Below are 18,615 nucleotides of genomic sequence, written 5' to 3' on the forward strand. Positions count from 1 at the left end.
AATTATTGATAAATGTAATAAATCTATCAACTCAAGGGTAATCAATTTTTAAAGTGATTATTATTTACATTTTTTTGACGAAATATTTTTTTTAATTCGTCTAGGTTTTGCTTTAATACAAACTATCTATTTTCTTTTAACAGAAATTTCTTTAGTTCACTGTAAGACTTAATACGAAGTGAATTCTTTTTCCTACCCATAACAGACTGAATTTGAGGAGGCAATAGAACTTTTTTGTTTATGACTGTTTCAACCACATCCAAAAATTTTGTCGGGTGTGCGGTTTCAAGAAAGACTACATGAACGTTTTGGTTCTTGGCAATAAAATCTTTTGCACCTAGATAGCCTACGGCTCCGTGTGGATCTGCAACATAATTGAAATTCTTATAAATTTCCAATAAGGCATCCTTTGTTTGCCTGTCATTATAGCTAAACGAGGAAAGGTTATTTTTTAATGAATTAAAATCAAAATCGTGTAATTCTTGAATCCTTACAAAATTACTTGGATTACCTACATCCATAGCATTGCTTATCGTCGGTATTGAAGGTTTAGGATCGTATGAGTTTGTTTTAAGATAATTAACAATGGTATCATTAGCATTTGTAGCTGCAATGAAGTGTTTTACTGGCATTCCCAATTTTTGTGCAACCATACCTGCACAAATATTTCCAAAATTACCACTAGGTACAGAAAATGTTATGTCTTTATATTTTGACTTTAATTGCTTGTAAGCGAACAAATAATAGAATAATTGGGGAAGCCATCGTGCAATATTTATGGAATTAGCCGAAGTTAGTTGCATTTGGCTAATCAAGTCTTCATCTATGAATGCTTGTTTGACCATGTCCTGGCAGTCGTCAAAAACACCATCAACTTCTAAGGCAGTAATATTTTGGCCAAGTGTTGTTAATTGCTTTTCTTGAATCTCGCTTACTTTACCAGAAGGGTAGAGGATAACCACCTTAACACCTTTAACTCCTAAAAAACCATGAGCAACCGCTCCGCCTGTATCACCAGAAGTAGCTACTAGAACAGTAACGTCATTGGTATTAGATTTATTAAAATACCCTAAACAACGTGCCATAAATCGTGCTCCAACGTCCTTAAAAGCCATGGTAGGTCCATGGAATAGCTCTAATGCTGAAATCTTGTTATTAAATTCAACGATTGGAAAATCAAAACTCAGAGTTTCTTCTACAATAGTTTTTAGGACTTCTTCTGGAATTTCAGGAAGTATAAATTGTTTAATAGCTTCGAATGCAATATCCGTATTTGAAGTCTTTTCAATATGTTCAAAAAACGATTTTGGTAAGGGGGTAATGTTTTCAGGGAAATATAAGCCTTTATCAGGTGCTAGACCTCTAACAACAGCCTCCTGAAATGTTGTTGTGGGTGCTTTTCTATTTAAAGAATAGTATATCATTCTACGATTTTTATTCCTTCAACATTAATTTTAGACACGTAGGTTTCGAAGTCAATACCTGAGTTAGCATAAGTTGTTTGCATGGCTTCCTGTGCTAATTTTGCCGTGTTTTCTCCTTTGCTCAAGGCAAAGACAGATGGACCTGAGCCTGAAATGGCGCAAGTTAACGCACCAGTTTTAAGGACATTACTTTTAAGGGCATCAAAATGCGGAATTAATTGTTTTCTATGAGGTTCAATAATCACATCATTTAGAGAGCTTTGAAGTAAATTATAATCTGAACTGTGCAGTGCATGAACTAAACTGCCAACATTTGCCCATTGGATAATAGCGTCGCTTAAGGGTATATTTTTAGGTAATACTGCCCTCGAATCTGCTGTTTTAATTTCAATTTGTGGATGAATTATTGTTGCAAATAAATCTTTTGGAGTTGGTAAGGATAAAATTTGCAATGGGTTTATTGATTTAACCAAAGTGAACCCGCCATAAATTGCTGGTGCTAGATTATCAGCATGCAAACTTTTACTTGCAAGTGCCTCACCTTGCATTGCATGATGTATTAATTGTGTTTTATCTAGAGGTTCTCCAAGTAGCTTATTAATTGCATAAACAGCACCAGAAGCACTCGCGCCACTACTGCCAATACCACTTCCGGGTTTTATACGTTTATCAATTTCAATATCAAAACCACAATTAGGAGCTAACTGTCTATAAATTGATAAGGCGGCAACGCCTGCAACATTTTTCTCAGGCGCAAAGGGTAGGTCAAATCCTTTAATATTTGTGATACGTATGCCCTTATCATCCACTTTTCTTACTGTCATGTAATCACCAATAGTGTCTAGACAAAAACCTAATACGTCAAAGCCACAGGCTACATTGGCTACTGTCGCAGGAGAAAATATTTTAATTTCTGAGTTCATTAATTATTAGCTATTCTAATGATATCTGCAAATAGACCTGAAGCGGTAACATCTGCTCCAGCGCCTGCACCTTTTACAATCAATGGTTGTTCGGGATAACGTTTTGTATAGAACATTACTATATTATCCTTTCCTTCTAAATTATAGAAGGGATGTCCTTCGGGAATTTGTCTCAAACCAACATTAGCTTTACCATTTGCAAATTCTGCGACAAATTTTAACTGATATTCTTTTGATTTTGCATCTTCATATAACTTTTGGTAATATCCTTCGTCTTGTTTTAGCGTCTCAAAAAAGGCTTCTACAGTGTTTGATTTCATTGCTTCTTCTGTTAAGAAATAATTGCTTTCAATGTCATCTAATTCCATTTGATATCCGCTTTCTCTGGCCAAAATTAGAATTTTTCGGGCTACATCAATACCACTTAAATCAATTCTTGGATCTGGCTCAGTGTAACCTTCAGCTTGTGCTTGTTTCACAATCTCAAAGAATGACGTATTATTATTAAAATTATTGAAAATGAAATTTAGACTACCAGATAAAACTGCTTGAATGGAATTAATCTCATCACCGGATGTAACCAGATGGTTTAAGGTATCAATTATTGGCAAACCTGCACCTACATTAGTTTCAAAAAGGAAGGATGCGTTATAGCGTCTTGATAATTCTTTTAGCTGATTATAATAGTGTATATCACCAGAGCAGGCAATTTTATTACACGCAACCACAGATATACTTTCCTTTAAATATTTTGGGTAGATATATGCCACCTCTGTGTTAGCGGTAATATCAATAAATACTGAATTTCTTAAATTAAGGTTTTTAGCATGGTTAAAGAATTCATTTAGGCTTGCCGTTTCTCCATTATTTAAGTGCGATTTCCAGTTTTTTAAATCAATACCGTCTTCATCAACTACCATTTTTCTGGAATTAGACAATCCCACAACTCGAAGATTAATCTTGAAATTTTTCTTTAAGTAAGCGTTTTGCTGATTTATTTGTTGAATTAAACGTTCACCAACATTGCCCACACCCGTTATAAATAGATTCAGTTGCTTTGTTTTTATTTCGAAAAACTGTTCGTGCAAACTGTTTAATGCTTTTTTGACATCGTTTTTATGAATTACTGCAGAAATGTTGCGTTCTGAAGCGCCCTGTGCAATAGCTCTAATATTGACGTTGTTTTTACCTAATGTGCTAAACATTTTACCACTAATACCTTGATGGCTTTTCATATTATCACCAACAACAGCAATTATTGAAAGGTCCGTTTCTGAAAGAATGGGCTCTAATCTCTGAAGTGCAATTTCAAATTCAAAAACAGTGTCAATGGCTTCTTTTGCCCGAATAGCGTCACTTTCTGAAATACCAAAACAAATTGAATGTTCTGAAGAGGCTTGAGTTATAAGTATAATATTTATTTTTTCTTGCGCCAATGTCTCAAATAGACGTTTGCTAAAACCTGGAATACCTACCATACCATTTCCTTGTAAGGTTAGCAAAGCAATCCCATCAATATTGCTAATTCCTGTAACAGGAGAAATGCCATTAGATTTTTTAGTCGATGTAATCTTTGTTCCAATCGCCTCTGGCTTCATTGTATTCTTTATGACAATTGGAATGTTTTTGCGTAATACTGGCATTACAGTTGGAGGATACAATACTTTTGCTCCAAAATGGGACAACTCTATAGCTTCTTGATAAGAGAGTTCACTTATAGGAGATGCTTGTTTTACCAATTTTGGGTTGGTTGTGAACATGCCACTCACATCAGTCCAAATTTGAACTTCCTTGGCGTTAATAGCTGCCGCTATTATTGAAGCGGTGTAATCAGAGCCTCCTCTTCCTAATGTTGTAGTTTCACCATTTGTGGATTTGGAAACAAAGCCTGGCAATAGTGTTATAGTTTGTTTTTGATTTTTAAAATAGGATTTAATGTTTTTATTAGTCTGCTCAAAAATTACCCTTGCATTATTAAAAACAGAATCTGTTATTATCAATTCTTGTGTGTTTTTAAGTGCAGCATCAATGCGTAACGCTTTTAATATATAACTTATAATCGTTGAAGAGCAGTATTCGCCATAACTTAGTAATTTATCCTTGGTTTTGGGTGATAATTCATTGATAAGATAAATACCATTTAAAAGACTTCTTAGCTCATTTAGTTTGGTTCCTATATTTTCAACCAACTCCGTTTGCAATTCTAGAACCGTTTCATCATCTTCAATGTTTTTAAATAATTCCTCAATAATCTCATTATGAATAGACCAGATTTTGTTGTACTTCACTACATAATCTGGATTTTTATTACATGCCAATTCACCTGCTTCAATCAGCTTATCAGTAATACCTCCAACTGCAGAAACTACTACAGCGATTTTGGATGTTTCTGATTGCTGTTGCAAAATCGCGATGACTTTCTTTATATTTTCAACGGATCCTACTGAAGTTCCGCCGAATTTTAAAACTTTCATAATTTATTTTTTATACAGGACACAATTGTCTTAATCGAAATTATAATTGAGATAATGAGCTAATCAGAAAAACCCCAAAGGGTAATTGTTGTAGATAAAAATAAAAGGAAAACGAAGTACAGTTAGATATAGCTAAACTGTTTTTTGTTATATGCTTTTTTTTCTTCATTACCTCTCAAATGTATTATTTTTACGACAATAAAAAAACAATTTCGAATTTTTTGATGTTCCAGAAAATAAGGTGTTTTATACAACGAAGTTTAAATTAATTAGACCAAATAAATGGAACTATAGAAAGGTGAAACAGTATTTTATTTAACTAGTTTTCATAGATGAAATTATTTTCAAAAGAACAAATTTACGAGGGGGACAGGCTTACTACGGAACGTCAAAACATATCTTCAACCGATTTAATGGAGCGTGCAGGTACACAAATATTCAATTGGATGCATATGCGCATGCAAGGGGCTCAAGTGCCTGTTCATGTTTTTTGTGGTATAGGAAACAATGGAGGTGATGGGTTAGTATTGGCACGTCATTTAACCACCCATGGTTATAATGTTATAACTTACGTTGTTAATTATAGCGAAACCAGATCAAAAGACTTTTTAATTAACTATGATCGGATAAAAAATGTATCGAAAGATTGGCCAAAAATGATGACAAATTCTGCCAATTTTCCAAAGATTCACAAAGATGATATTATAGTTGACGCCGTATTTGGAATAGGATTAAATAGACCGCCTGCGGAATGGGTTGCGGAGATATTCCAAAAATTTAGAGCGTCTAGCGCGTTTACCTTATCTATAGATATCCCATCAGGATTATATACGGACAAAGCAATAGCAAACGAAAATGCGGTTGTTCACGCAAACTATACTCTAAGTTTTCAGTCGCCAAAACTGGTATTCTTTTTGCCCGAAACAGCAAAATTTACCGTACAATGGGAGGTTTTAGATATTGGTATAGACCGCGATTACTTGGTTAACACTGAAACCGAGGCCGAATTAATATCCAAATTTGAGATTTTACCTCTTTATAAACCTAGGGAAAAGTTTGCTCATAAGGGTAATTTTGGACACGCACTTATAATAGGAGGAAGTCACGGTAAAATTGGTGCAGTAAATCTGGCAAGTAGGTCATGCCTTAGTTCTGGTGCTGGTTTGGTAACAGCATTTGTGCCAGAATGCGGATATCATAGTTTACAAGCATCTATACCAGAGGTCATGGTTTTAACCGATAAGGAAGAACGTTATATTTCTGATATTAAATTTAATATTGAACCAAATGCGATTGGCATTGGAATAGGGCTTGACACACGAGAAGAAACCATGAAAGCGCTGGAGTCGTTTTTGGAAATAAATAAGAATAATCTGGTCGTAGACGCTGATGGTATAAATATTATTGCAAGAAAAAAATCGTTGTTAAAACTATTACCTCCACAAACTATACTAACACCTCATCCCAAAGAATTAGAAAGGTTAATTGGTAAATGGTCTGATGACTTTGATAAGTTGGATAAGGTGAAGTCATTATCATCCATGTACAATTTGATAATTGTTGTAAAAGGTGCTAATACGGTAATTGTATACAAGGAAAAGATTTATATTAATACAACTGGTAATCCAGGTATGGCAACGGCAGGAACTGGAGATGTACTCACAGGTATTATTACAGGTTTAATAGCTCAAGGTTACGAGCCTCTTCCCGCCACACTATTTGCGGTTTATATACATGGTAGATCTGCAGATATAGCAGTTGAAGATTACGGCTACCAAAGTTTAATCGCCAGTCATATAATTGAAACTATTGGAGAAGCTTACATAGATCTATTTAAGCCACCCGAACAAACGACAGAACCAGCGCAAGAACAGGAAGAACAACAATAGATTCTTGATAAATACTGGTTTATACTTAAATATTTAAAGAATTTAATAGTTCTACAAGTTCTGGATTTGAAGGTCTAGGAGCATCTGCGTTTACAATTTTCCCTTGAGGGTCTAAAATTATAAATCTCGGGATGCTATTTACTCTGTAATCTTTCATGAATTGAGAATTAAATCCGTTATCTGCTAAAAGCTGAACTCCACCAAGGTTTTTATCCTTAATCATTTTCTTCCAACCTTTATATGCTGCACGGACATCACCTTTATACCCTCTACCATCGTCTATTGAGATACTAACAAATTGTATGTTTTTATCTTTAAATCGCGCTTCCAGTTTTTTTAATGAAGGTATTTCGACCTTGCATGGCCCACACCAAGTGGCCCAAATATCTATATACAAATACTTACCTTTTAAATCCTCCAAAGATGTGTTATTACCATTATAGTTTTCATAATTGGTAAAAACCGGAGATGTACTTCCTTTAGGGAATTGAGTACGTTTCGCTAGCCTTGAATTCATGTAATTGATAATCTGTTGCTCAGTACGTTTTACATTCTCGTCTACAATGGCTAAATGCGTTGAGTCTACACTTGGATACCTCTGTTTTAAGTCTTTATAAGCTTGATTATAACTATTAACTGCTGTTTCTAAATCTTCCTTCGTACCCATTGAAAATAACTTAGGCTGAAAATGTTCTGTGGATATTAAGAATGATTTAACGGTAAAGTTATTAATATCTGAGCCATCTCCTTTATAAATGATGGATTCAGCAAAAGCATCAAAGTCGGTAGTAAAGGAAGATTCAAAACCGTTTTCTAAATAAATCTGGCCATATTTATTACCGTGTTTAAAATTATAATCACCAGATTTAATCTTTAAGGTGTCAACGAACGTACCGTCATCATTTAAACTAATGGATTTGTTGTAATTTCTACCTTGAAAAATTGTAATGGTTTTGCTTTGGTCAAAGTTTTCAATTTTACCTGAAATGGTTGCGTAGTCCTTTCGCTTTTCCTTACACGCAATTATCATTAACACAAGGCTAAGTACTATTAATCGTTTCATATTTTGGGTTTAAATTCGGCCAAATATAAAGATTTAAAAAAGGATTAACCAATCTTATGAATTATTAACAATTTGTCCAGTTCTCTGAAATTATTCCATATTTTGAACTTGAATTAAATCACTAAAATGAATGCTTATCATATAATTTCATCCCAACCACTAGATATTGTAACAATCTATAACTTGTTTAAGGATAACAAAAAGTTGAAACTGTCCCATGAGTTAAAAGAAAGAATTGTTAAAAGTAAGACATATTTAGATAATAAGTTGGCCAAAAATAAAAAACCAATGTATGGAATCAATACAGGCTTTGGCTCACTTTACAACGTAAAAATATCAGATGAAGATCTGTCTAAATTGCAGGAAAATTTGGTAATGTCTCACGCCTGTGGTACAGGTGATCGAGTTCCGGAATCAATTGTCAAGGTGATGTTGTTATTAAAAATTCAATCATTAAGTCACGGTCATAGTGGTGTGCAACTTAAAACCATTGAACGGCTTATAGACTTCTTTAATAATGATATATTTCCTTTTGTTTACACACAAGGATCTCTGGGTGCATCGGGCGATTTAGCACCATTAGCCCATCTTGCATTACCATTAATTGGAAAAGGCAAGGTGGTTCACAATAAGGACGAATATGAAGCACAAGACATTTTAAGCAAGTACAATTGGGAGGCCATCAAATTAGAAGCAAAAGAAGGATTGGCATTACTTAACGGGACGCAATTTATGAGTGCTTATGGTGTGTATTTACTTTTAATGTCTCATAAAACATCCTATTTGGCAGATATTATAGCAAGTATTTCACTTGACGCATTTGATGGAAGGTTAGATCCTTTTCATGATTTGGTACATTCTGTCAGGCCACATCCAGGGCAATGGAAAGTTGCTAGACGTTTTAATGAATTACTTGATGGAAGCGAATTGATTGTACGAGATAAAGAACATGTACAAGATCCTTATTCCTTTAGATGTATTCCTCAAGTCCATGGCGCCACAAAGGATACTCTAGATTTTGTTGAGAAAGTTGTGCTAACAGAAATTAATTCTGTCACAGATAATCCTAATATTTTTCCAGATGAGGATATGATTATTTCTGGAGGTAATTTTCATGGACAGCCATTAGCTCTAGCATTAGACTATCTGAAAATAGCAATGGCAGAGATTGGCAATATTTCTGAGAGGCGAATTTTTCAATTAGTTTCTGGTTTAAGAGGTTTGCCTGCTTTTTTAGTGGACAACCCAGGATTAAATTCCGGTTTTATGATCCCTCAATATACAGCAGCAAGTATTGTTAGTGCAAATAAACAATTAGCCACACCAGCAAGTATTGACAGTATAGTTTCAAGTAACGGTCAGGAAGATCATGTGAGTATGGGTGCAAATGCTGCCACACAAGCTTATACTTTGATTCGAAATGTTGAAAAGGTTATAGCAATTGAATTAATGAATGCCTCACAAGCTTTGGAGTTTAGAAGACCATTAAAAACTTCGCCATTATTAGAGTCTTTTTTAGAACACTATAGAAAAGTTGTGCCATTCATTAAGGTAGACGAAGTCCTGCATGACTATATTGAGGCCTCCGTTCAATTTTTAAAGGATGTGGATATCGAGGTGGAGGAATTGTTCTTGAATCATTATGGTCTTAAAAATAAGGTGTAAATTATATCTTAACCATTTTGTTGGCCCACTCATAAGCTTCTTCTAATTCCGAGAAGATACCAAAAGGTTTGCTTAAAAACATTTTTTCAACTTCAGCGTTGCTCCTTGCCTTATAATCCTTTGAAACGACTGCAAATCCTCTAAGATTATCAATTTTAGATGTTTCGATATAAATGTTTGGATCAACAGAATATGAATTTAATCGGTGCGTAATATAGACAAATGGCTTATTCTCAAAATAATCTTTAGCTAATTCTGCTAAGATATTGTTGTGTTTTAAAAGTACGGTAACCCCCTCGTTAATAACGACTACCATGTAGTTGTCATATATACTAACGTTGCAAAAATCGAGTGTTAGGGATTCTCTCATTTCGAAAAATTTATAAAAAGATAGAAAAAACTCCTTTAAAAGAAAGGAGTTTTGAATTTTAAATGTAATAAAATCTAAGATTCTGTCGTTTTACTAGAGCTTTTTATTTTGATTTTAAGCTCATTGCTTTTGGCATCTAAATCCATAGTAATGGTGTCACCTTCTTGGATTTTTGCACTAATTATTTCCTCCGCCAACGCATCCTCGACATACTTTTGAATAGCTCGATTTAAAGGCCTTGCGCCATACTGCTTGTCAAATCCTTTCTCAGCAATATATCCTATAGCAGCTTCTGTAAGCTTCAGGTTATATCCTAAATCTTTGATACGCTCTATTAGCTTAATAAGTTCAATATCAATAATTTTATTGATATCTTCTTTCTCTAATGTATTAAACACAATGACATCGTCAATTCTGTTTAAAAATTCTGGAGCAAATGCTTTTTTCAATGCATTCTCTATTACAGCCTTGGCATGATCAGGCTCCTGCGCTTGTTGCGCTGCGGTTCCAAAACCAACTCCTGTGCCAAAATCCTTAAGCTTTCTTGCGCCTATATTTGATGTCATTATAATAATAGTATTTCGGAAATCAATTTTTCTTCCAAGACTGTCAGTTAAATACCCATCATCCAAAACCTGTAACAACATGTTAAACACATCTGGATGTGCCTTTTCAATTTCATCCAAGAGGACAACTGCATAAGGCTTGCGTCTTATCTTTTCAGTTAATTGGCCACCTTCTTCATATCCAACATAACCTGGAGGCGCACCAATTAATCTAGAAATGGCAAACTTCTCCATGTATTCACTCATGTCTATTCTTACAAGGGCATCATCACTGTCAAATAATTCTCGAGCAAGTACTTTTGCTAATTGTGTTTTACCAACACCAGTCTGTCCAAGGAAAATGAACGAACCAATTGGTTTATTTGGATCTTTTAATCCTGCTCTATTTCTTTGAATAGCCTTAACAACTTTAGCTACAGCTTGATCTTGACCAATAACTTTTCCTTTAATCAACTCTGGAAGTTGTGCTAACTTGTTGAGTTCAGTTTGAGCTATTTTGTTAACAGGTATTCCGGTCATCATCGAAATAACGTCTGCAACATTATCTTCCGTAACAATTTCTCTATGTTGCTTCGTTTCTTCTTCCCATTTTTCTTGAGCAGAAGCTAAATCTTTCTCTAGTCGTTTTTCGTCGTCCCTTAGCTTTGCAGCCTCCTCGTATTTCTGCTTCTTCACGACACTATTTTTAGTTTCTCTAACTTCCTCTAATTTTTTTTCTAATTCAAGGATTTGCTTAGGAACATCAATATTAGTTATATGTACACGTGATCCGGCTTCATCGAGTGCGTCAATTGCTTTGTCTGGTAAGAATCGCTCGGTCATATACCTATTGGTAAGCTTAACACATGCGGCAATTGCGCCATCTGTATAATCTACATTATGGTGATCTTCATACTTACTTTTTATATTGTTCAGGATTTCGATTGTTTCCTCAACCGTAGTTGGTTCTACAATAACCTTTTGAAAACGTCTTTCTAGAGCACCGTCTTTTTCAATGTATTGTCTGTACTCATCTAATGTTGTTGCGCCTATGCATTGAATTTCGCCTCTTGCCAATGCTGGTTTGAACATATTCGATGCATCTAAGCTACCTGTGGCACCGCCTGCACCAACAATTGTATGGATTTCGTCGATAAACAAAATGATGTCGTCATTTTTTTCGAGCTCATTCATTACCGCTTTCATACGCTCTTCAAACTGACCACGATATTTTGTGCCAGCAACAAGACTCGCCAAATCTAAAGTAACAACACGTTTGTTGAAAAGTGTTCTCGAAACCTTACGCTTTACAATTCGCAAGGCCAATCCTTCTGCAATTGCAGATTTACCAACTCCTGGTTCACCTATCAATAGCGGATTGTTCTTTTTTCTTCGACTTAGTATCTGAGAAACACGTTGAATTTCTTTCTCACGACCCACTACAGGGTCTAATTTTCCTTCTTCGGCCAAAATGGTAAGATCCCTACCAAAGTTATCTAAAACAGGTGTTTTTGATTTCTTATTTGTTTTGCCTGATTGGCCTCCGCCAAACGGATTTTGTTTTGCTTCTTCTTCTTCGTTTATGTCATCATCAGAGTAAGATTCAGCTTTTGGGCCATCTATGTAATCGTCTTCGCTTGTTATCATTGATTTAAATTCTTCTTTTACGTTATCATAATCTACCTTAAGCTTGTTTAACAACTTAGTGGTTGGATCATTTTCATTTCTCAAAATGCACAGTAATAAATGTGCAGTATTTATAGAAGTACTTTGAAAAAGTTTGGCTTCTAAAAATGTTGTTTTCAAGGCGCGCTCTGCCTGCCTCGTTAAATGTAGGTTTTTCTTTTCGTTCGAGGTTGTAATTATATTAGGGTTTGCCGGGCTTAATATTTCGACTTTACGTCTTAAATGATTCAAATCTACATCTAATGAATTTAAAATATCAATAGCCTTACCATTGCCGTCTCTCAAAAGCCCTAACATTAAATGTTCCGTGCCAATAAAATCATGACCAAGTCTCAGGGCTTCCTCCTTACTATATGCTATTACATCCTTAACTCTTGGTGAAAAATTATCATCCATAGTAATTTCCTTTCTGCATTAAAAATAATAAAACATATCAATTAAATGGCAAAAACTATACCTTAATTAATACTTACAAACGAAGAGAACAAAAAAGCAATTTAAATCAAAGAAAATCTGGAGATACTTATCAAAAAAAAGATATTAAATATTGTTAATAAAAAGTACCAAAATTAGACAGTTCAAGACCTCTAAACACTCCTAATTTACTTATATTAGCACGTTTTGAAAACCTACAAAAAACTAATTGATTAAATATATGGCAGAAGGAGAAAAACTTATTCCAATTAACATTGAGGATGAAATGAAATCAGCCTACATTGATTATTCAATGTCGGTCATTGTGTCACGTGCATTACCAGACGTGAGAGACGGCCTAAAACCTGTGCATAGAAGGGTGCTATATGGCATGCATGAACTAGGAGTTAGATCTAATACGGCCCATAAGAAATCTGCAAGAATTGTTGGTGAAGTATTGGGGAAGTATCACCCGCATGGTGATACATCAGTTTATGATACAATGGTAAGAATGGCGCAGGAGTGGAGTTTGCGCTACATGTTAATTGACGGTCAAGGTAATTTTGGCTCCGTAGATGGAGATAGTCCTGCGGCAATGCGTTACACGGAAGCGCGCATGCGAAAGATATCGGAAGACATGTTGGCAGATATAGACAAGGAGACCGTTGACCATAAGCTTAATTTTGATGATACTTTAGAAGAACCTACAGTTTTACCGACTAGAATTCCTGGATTATTAGTTAATGGTGCCTCTGGTATTGCAGTAGGTATGGCAACCAATATGCCACCTCACAATCTTACAGAGGTTGTTGATGGTACAATTGCCTACATTGACAATAATGAGATTGAGATAGATGAGTTAATGCAATTTGTCAAGGCTCCTGATTTTCCAACTGGTGGAATTATCTATGGATATGATGGTGTTAAAGAAGCATTTCATACAGGACGTGGCCGCATAGTTATGCGTGGTAAGGCTAATATTGAAGAGGTTAACGGACGTGAATGCATCATTGTCAATGAGATTCCGTACCAAGTTAATAAGGCTGACATGATAAAAAAGACAGCCGATTTGGTCAACGATAAGAAGCTTGAAGGTATATCTACTATCAGAGATGAGTCTGATAGAAACGGAATGCGCATTGTTTATGTTTTAAAGCGTGACGCTATTCCAAATATTGTTTTAAATAAACTCTATAAATATACTGCATTACAATCTTCGTTTAGCGTGAATAATATTGCACTCGTAAACGGTAGGCCACAGCTTTTAAACTTAAAAGATCTTATTCATTATTTCGTTGAACACAGACACGAGGTGGTTGTAAGACGCACAAAATATGAATTAAGAAAGGCTGAAGAGAGAGCTCATATTTTAGAGGGACTAATTATCGCATCGGATAATATAGACGAAGTTATTGCATTAATAAGAGCTTCTGCAAATGCAGATGAAGCTCGTGAAAAGTTGATAGAACGATTTAAGTTGTCTGAAATCCAAGCTAAGGCAATTGTTGAAATGCGATTGAGACAATTAACGGGCTTAGAACAAGACAAATTACGTGCTGAATACGATGAGCTTTTAAAAACAATAGAAGACCTCAAAGATATTCTTGATAAAAAAGACCGTCGAATGGATATCATTAAGGAGGAGTTAATGGTAGTCAAGGAAAAATATGGTGACGACCGCAGATCTTTAATAGAATATGCTGGCGGTGATTTAAGTATTGAGGACATGATTCCTGATGAAAAAGTTGTTATCACAATTTCTCATGCGGGTTATATTAAAAGGACGTCTTTAACAGAATACAAAACACAAAATAGAGGTGGAGTAGGCCAGAAAGCATCGACTACCAGAAATGAGGATTTTCTAGAACATCTGTTTGTTGGTACCAATCATCAGTACATGCTGTTCTTCACCCAAAAAGGAAAGTGTTTCTGGATGCGTGTATATGAAATCCCTGAAGGTGCAAAGACATCTAAAGGTAGAGCTATTCAAAACCTTATCAATATTGAACAAGACGATAAGGTAATGGCCTTTATCTGTACACAAGATTTAAAGGATGAAGAATACATCAACAGTCATTACGTAATCATGGCGACCAAAAAAGGCCAAGTTAAAAAAACTGCATTAGAGCAATATTCACGACCAAGAACTAATGGTATAAATGCAATTACCATCAAAGAAGATGATGAATTACTAGAAGCTAAATTAACCACTGGCGAAAGTCAAGTAATGCTAGCCTTAAAATCAGGTAAAGCAATTCGTTTCGAAGAGGCGAAAACAAGACCAATGGGTAGAAATGCGTCTGGTGTTAGAGGTATAACTTTAGCCAATAATCAGGATGAGGTAATAGGTATGGTCGCTGTAAACGATATGGATAGTAATATTCTTGTAGTCTCTGAAAACGGTTACGGAAAACGATCTAGTTTAGATGACTACAGAATAACCAATAGAGGAGGAAAAGGCGTCAAAACCATATCTATTACAGAAAAAACTGGTAACTTAGTGTCTATTAAAAACGTGACGGATGATGATGATTTAATGATAATCAATAAATCAGGCATAGCAATACGTATGGAAGTAGCGGATTTGCGAGTAATGGGTAGAGCCACACAAGGTGTTAAACTCATAAATTTAAAAGGCAATGACTCTATTGCGGCAGTTGCTAAGGTAATGAAGGATGAAGATGAAGCGGAAGAAATAGAAGACGCTTCTGATAATCAAGATATTAGTAATGATGGCACGGCTATTGATACAAATGATACGGATAACTAAAAATTAATAACAAAAATCAATAATTAAAAAATGAAAAAATTACTAACATTAGTATTTCTAATTGCTTTTACTTCTGTGAATTTTGCCCAAAAGAGTGAATTAAAAGCAATGGAGAAGGCAATTAAAAATTCAAATTTTGCAAGTGCAAAGAGTGCATTAAAATCTGCCGAAGCACTTATTGGTAATATGGACGATAAGTCTAAAGCAAAATTCTATTTTCTAAAAGCCCAAGCTTTATATGCAAATGGCAAAGGATCGAATGATGATATAGATAAAGCAATCCAGAGTTTAAGCGATTTAAAAGATTTGGAGTCTGCTATGGGCAAGTTAAGATATACAGAGGATGCGAATCAGATGAAGACTAATATGATGACCACTTTTTTGAATAATGCTAATGATGCTTTTCAAAGCAAGGATTATGCTACGGCATCCGTGGGATTTGAAAAAGTATATAGAATGTCACCTGCAGACACGCTCTATCTATATTATGCTGCATCTGCTGCAGTAACCGGTCAAGATTACGCTACGGCTCTAAAGCACTATATCGAACTTAAAAATATGGGCTATACAGGAGTACAAATGTATTACTATGCAGTTAACAAAGAAACTGGAGAAGAAGAGCGTTTTCCTAGTAAAGAAATGCGTGATCTTTCCGTAAAAATGTCCAAAACGCATAACAATCCAAAGGATGAAAAAAGCACCTCTAAAACGGCAGAGATTGTAAAAAACATAGCTCTAATCTATGTAAACCAAGGTGAAAACGAGAAGGCACTTGGTGCAATGGCAGATGCCAGAGCTGAGAATTCTGATGATATAGGTTTACTATTATCAGAGGCTAATGTTCACCTTAAAATGGGTAACAGAGATAAATTCAAGGCTTTAATGGAGGAAGCGACTGAAAAGGATCCTAATAATGCAGAATTACAGTATAACTTAGGAGTACTTGCTGCAGAAGGTGGTAATATTGATGCTGCCAAGACTTACTACCAGAGAGCTATTGAAATAAATCCAAATTATACAGATGCATATAACAATCTAGCTGTAGTTATTTTAGGTGGTGAAGCTAAGATTGTTGAGGAAATGAATAGTTTAGGTACCAGCGCTGCAGATAACAGAAGGTATGATGAACTTAAAGAACAAAGGTCTCAATTATATCAAGAGGCAATTCCATTTTTACAAAAAGCACTTGAATTGAGAAGTTCAAATATTGATGCGGCTAGGACGTTAATGAATATTTATAGTGCGCTAGGCGAAATGGACAAGTTTAAAGAAATGAAAGCAGCTGTTGAAGAACTGGAAGCAACTTTAGGAGGAAACTAAACTTATTTTGAAAAACAAAAAAAGCAACTTGAAAAAGTTGCTTTTTTTATATGATTTTTTTTATCACTCTCAATTTATGAGTATGGTTGTTTTTTTCTACATTATAAATGCCACTATGGTCTAATCTGTCAATTCGTACTTTGCCATGAGCATGTATAATGTGATTGTTCTCCATAATAATGCCGACATGAATAATTTCGCCCTCAGAATTATCAAAAAATGCCAGATCACCTGGTTCGCTTTCTTCAATAAAACTTAATGCCTCACCTTGCATAGCTTGTTGCGAGGCATCCCTTAAAAGTTTATATCCGTTAAGCTTATAAACCATTTGTGTAAAGCCCGAACAATCTATCCCAAATGGCGATTTACCTCCCCATAAATAAGGAGTGTTAAGGTACATAAATGCAGTTTTTATAAGGTTTGATTTTTTATTAAGGTCTTTGGATAAATTGCCGTCAAATTTGTGATTAAGCAATTTTATTCCTGTTACATCAGATCCTAAAGGAATTGGGTATAATTTGTTGCTTTGATCTGTAACGAATTCGATCAGGTCATTTGATAGTAAGGGAATAGAATCTGCAAGTAATTGATATTCCGATTCATTTATTTCCTTGTATTGTTTATTATCAATCCAACCTTCATATTTGTCAAAGGCAAATCGTATACGGCTCCATTTCTTGCGCAATTCCAATACCTTAAAATAGTCACCATATAGAGCTTGAGAAACCATCTCGCTTTTATCTGATGGCTCAAATCGTATAGGGACAATTCCAAGATTGCAAATACCGTATTGCATAAAGGTATACTTAAATGCGTTCTAACACCATCGCAGAGGCACCACCACCGCCATTACAAATAGCTGCGGCACCAATTTTTCCATTGTTTTGATGTAAAACATTGATAAGGGTTATCAAAATTCTTGCTCCAGAACATCCAAGAGGATGTCCTAACGAAACAGCACCGCCATTTACATTGACTTTTTTGTCAGATAATCCTAGTATTTTCATATTTGCTAACCCAACGATAGAGAAAGCCTCATTGAATTCAAAATAATCCACATCATCTATATTCACATCAGCTTTTGCCAAGGCTTTAGGTAATGCCTTAGCAGGAGCTGTTGTAAACCAATTTGGTTCTTGCGCAGCATCTGCATAACTCCTAATCCTTGCTACTGGCTTAAGACCTAATGCTTCCGCCCTTTCTGAGCTCATTAAAACTAATGCAGCAGCACCGTCGTTTATAGTTGAAGCATTAGCTGCTGTAACAGTACCATCTTTAGTAAAAGCTGGGCGTAGAGCTGGAATTTTTTCCATTTTCACATTAGTATACTCTTCGTCCTTACTAACTATAATTGGCTCACCACGACGTTGAGGTACCTCTACTGGCACAACTTCGTTGTCAAATTTACCGGAGTTCCATGCTTCCGCCGATCTTTGGTAAGACTGAATAGCGAAAGCATCCTGATCTTCTCTGCTAAAATTGTATTCCACAGCGCAAGCATCAGCACACACACCCATGGCATTATTATCATACGCATCTACTAGGCCATCCTTTTGCATACCGTCTTCTAGGGTAGCTGGTCCAAATTTTGTTGCGCTTCTGGCATGATAGTAATGTGGAATCGCACTCATATTTTCCATGCCTCCAGCCACAACTATATCCGCATCGCCAATTTGAATGGCCTGCGCTGCTTGCATAACAGCTTTCATTCCAGACGAACATACCTTATTTACTGTTGTACAAGGAACTGTATTCGGGATACCTGCATAGATCGCTGCTTGTCTTGCTGGAGCTTGACCAGTACCAGCTTGTACTACATTGCCCATTAAAACTTCTTCAACTAATTCTGGCCTTAAATTTATTTTATCCAATGCGCCCTTAATGGCAATTGCACCTAATTTGGGAGCCGGAATTGATGATAAACTTCCTAAAAAACTTCCAATGGGTGTTCTAGCTGCAGCAACTATTACAACGTCCTTATTCATTATGTTTGTCATTTTCTTTTAATGGATGCGAAATTAGTGATTTTTTGAGAGATTTTGGAACCTATTGCAGATTATGACTACCAAAAA

General features: G+C 35.4%; 12 protein-coding genes. 4 read left to right on the top strand and 8 right to left on the bottom strand.

Features of this window, described 5'->3' with window-relative positions; genetic code table 11:
- Positions 1-122: 122 nt before the first annotated feature.
- From thrC to thrA, 3 genes are read right to left on the bottom strand one after another with little or no spacing between them, the layout of a single operon-like run.
- Positions 123-1,424 (bottom strand): threonine synthase, encoded by a 1,302-nt coding sequence (gene thrC / locus LBU54_RS11530; protein WP_224529683.1) that lies wholly within the window; start codon positions 1,422-1,424, stop codon positions 123-125.
- Positions 1,421-2,347, bottom strand: coding sequence for a homoserine kinase (locus tag LBU54_RS11535; protein WP_224529684.1), 927 nt, complete (start codon positions 2,345-2,347; stop codon positions 1,421-1,423). Before LBU54_RS11535 ends, thrC begins: the two co-directional genes overlap by 4 nt.
- Positions 2,347-4,821, bottom strand: coding sequence for a bifunctional aspartate kinase/homoserine dehydrogenase I (gene thrA, locus LBU54_RS11540; RefSeq protein ID WP_224529685.1), 2,475 nt, complete (start codon positions 4,819-4,821; stop codon positions 2,347-2,349). Before thrA ends, LBU54_RS11535 begins: the two co-directional genes overlap by 1 nt.
- Positions 4,822-5,153: 332 nt before the next feature.
- Between thrA and LBU54_RS11545 the strand changes: the two genes are divergently transcribed.
- A complete protein-coding gene (locus LBU54_RS11545) occupies positions 5,154-6,710 on the top strand; it encodes an NAD(P)H-hydrate dehydratase (protein ID WP_224529686.1) in 1,557 nt (518 codons plus the stop codon).
- A 25-nt stretch (positions 6,711-6,735) separates the two neighbouring features.
- Here LBU54_RS11545 and LBU54_RS11550 read toward each other — a convergent pair whose 3' ends face one another.
- Positions 6,736-7,773: a TlpA family protein disulfide reductase gene (locus LBU54_RS11550; RefSeq protein ID WP_224529687.1), complete on the bottom strand. Its 1,038-nt coding sequence runs from the start codon at positions 7,771-7,773 to the stop codon at positions 6,736-6,738.
- A 126-nt stretch (positions 7,774-7,899) separates the two neighbouring features.
- On the opposite strand from LBU54_RS11550, the gene hutH reads away from it, so the two are divergent.
- Complete coding sequence (gene hutH, locus LBU54_RS11555; RefSeq protein ID WP_224529688.1) at positions 7,900-9,438, top strand: histidine ammonia-lyase; 1,539 nt, start codon at positions 7,900-7,902, stop codon at positions 9,436-9,438.
- A 1-nt stretch (position 9,439) separates the two neighbouring features.
- On the opposite strand, the gene LBU54_RS11560 is transcribed toward hutH, so the two are convergent.
- Positions 9,440-9,808, bottom strand: coding sequence for a hypothetical protein (locus LBU54_RS11560; RefSeq protein ID WP_224529691.1), 369 nt, complete (start codon positions 9,806-9,808; stop codon positions 9,440-9,442).
- A 74-nt stretch (positions 9,809-9,882) separates the two neighbouring features.
- Complete coding sequence (locus tag LBU54_RS11565) at positions 9,883-12,435, bottom strand: ATP-dependent Clp protease ATP-binding subunit (protein ID WP_224529694.1); 2,553 nt, start codon at positions 12,433-12,435, stop codon at positions 9,883-9,885.
- Between the two features lie 259 nt (positions 12,436-12,694).
- Here LBU54_RS11565 and gyrA point away from each other — a divergent pair, with 259 nt between their 5' ends.
- Positions 12,695-15,223 carry a DNA gyrase subunit A gene (gene gyrA / locus LBU54_RS11570; protein ID WP_224529704.1) on the top strand — a complete coding sequence of 843 codons (2,529 nt, stop codon included), beginning with the start codon at positions 12,695-12,697 and terminating at the stop codon, positions 15,221-15,223.
- A gap of 30 nt (positions 15,224-15,253) precedes the next feature.
- Positions 15,254-16,543, top strand: a complete 1,290-nt coding sequence (locus tag LBU54_RS11575; protein ID WP_224529708.1) for a tetratricopeptide repeat protein — start codon at positions 15,254-15,256, stop codon at positions 16,541-16,543.
- Positions 16,544-16,589: 46 nt separating this feature from the next.
- Here LBU54_RS11575 and LBU54_RS11580 read toward each other — a convergent pair whose 3' ends face one another.
- Together LBU54_RS11580 and LBU54_RS11585 are read right to left on the bottom strand one after the other, a co-directional pair.
- Positions 16,590-17,339, bottom strand: a complete 750-nt coding sequence (locus LBU54_RS11580) for a C40 family peptidase (RefSeq protein ID WP_224529711.1) — start codon at positions 17,337-17,339, stop codon at positions 16,590-16,592.
- A 10-nt stretch (positions 17,340-17,349) separates the two neighbouring features.
- Positions 17,350-18,528 (bottom strand): acetyl-CoA C-acyltransferase, encoded by a 1,179-nt coding sequence (locus LBU54_RS11585; protein WP_224529714.1) that lies wholly within the window; start codon positions 18,526-18,528, stop codon positions 17,350-17,352.
- Positions 18,529-18,615 lie beyond the last annotated feature (87 nt).

This window comes from Winogradskyella alexanderae (assembly GCF_020166335.1).
GTDB lineage: Bacteria > Bacteroidota > Bacteroidia > Flavobacteriales > Flavobacteriaceae > Winogradskyella > Winogradskyella alexanderae.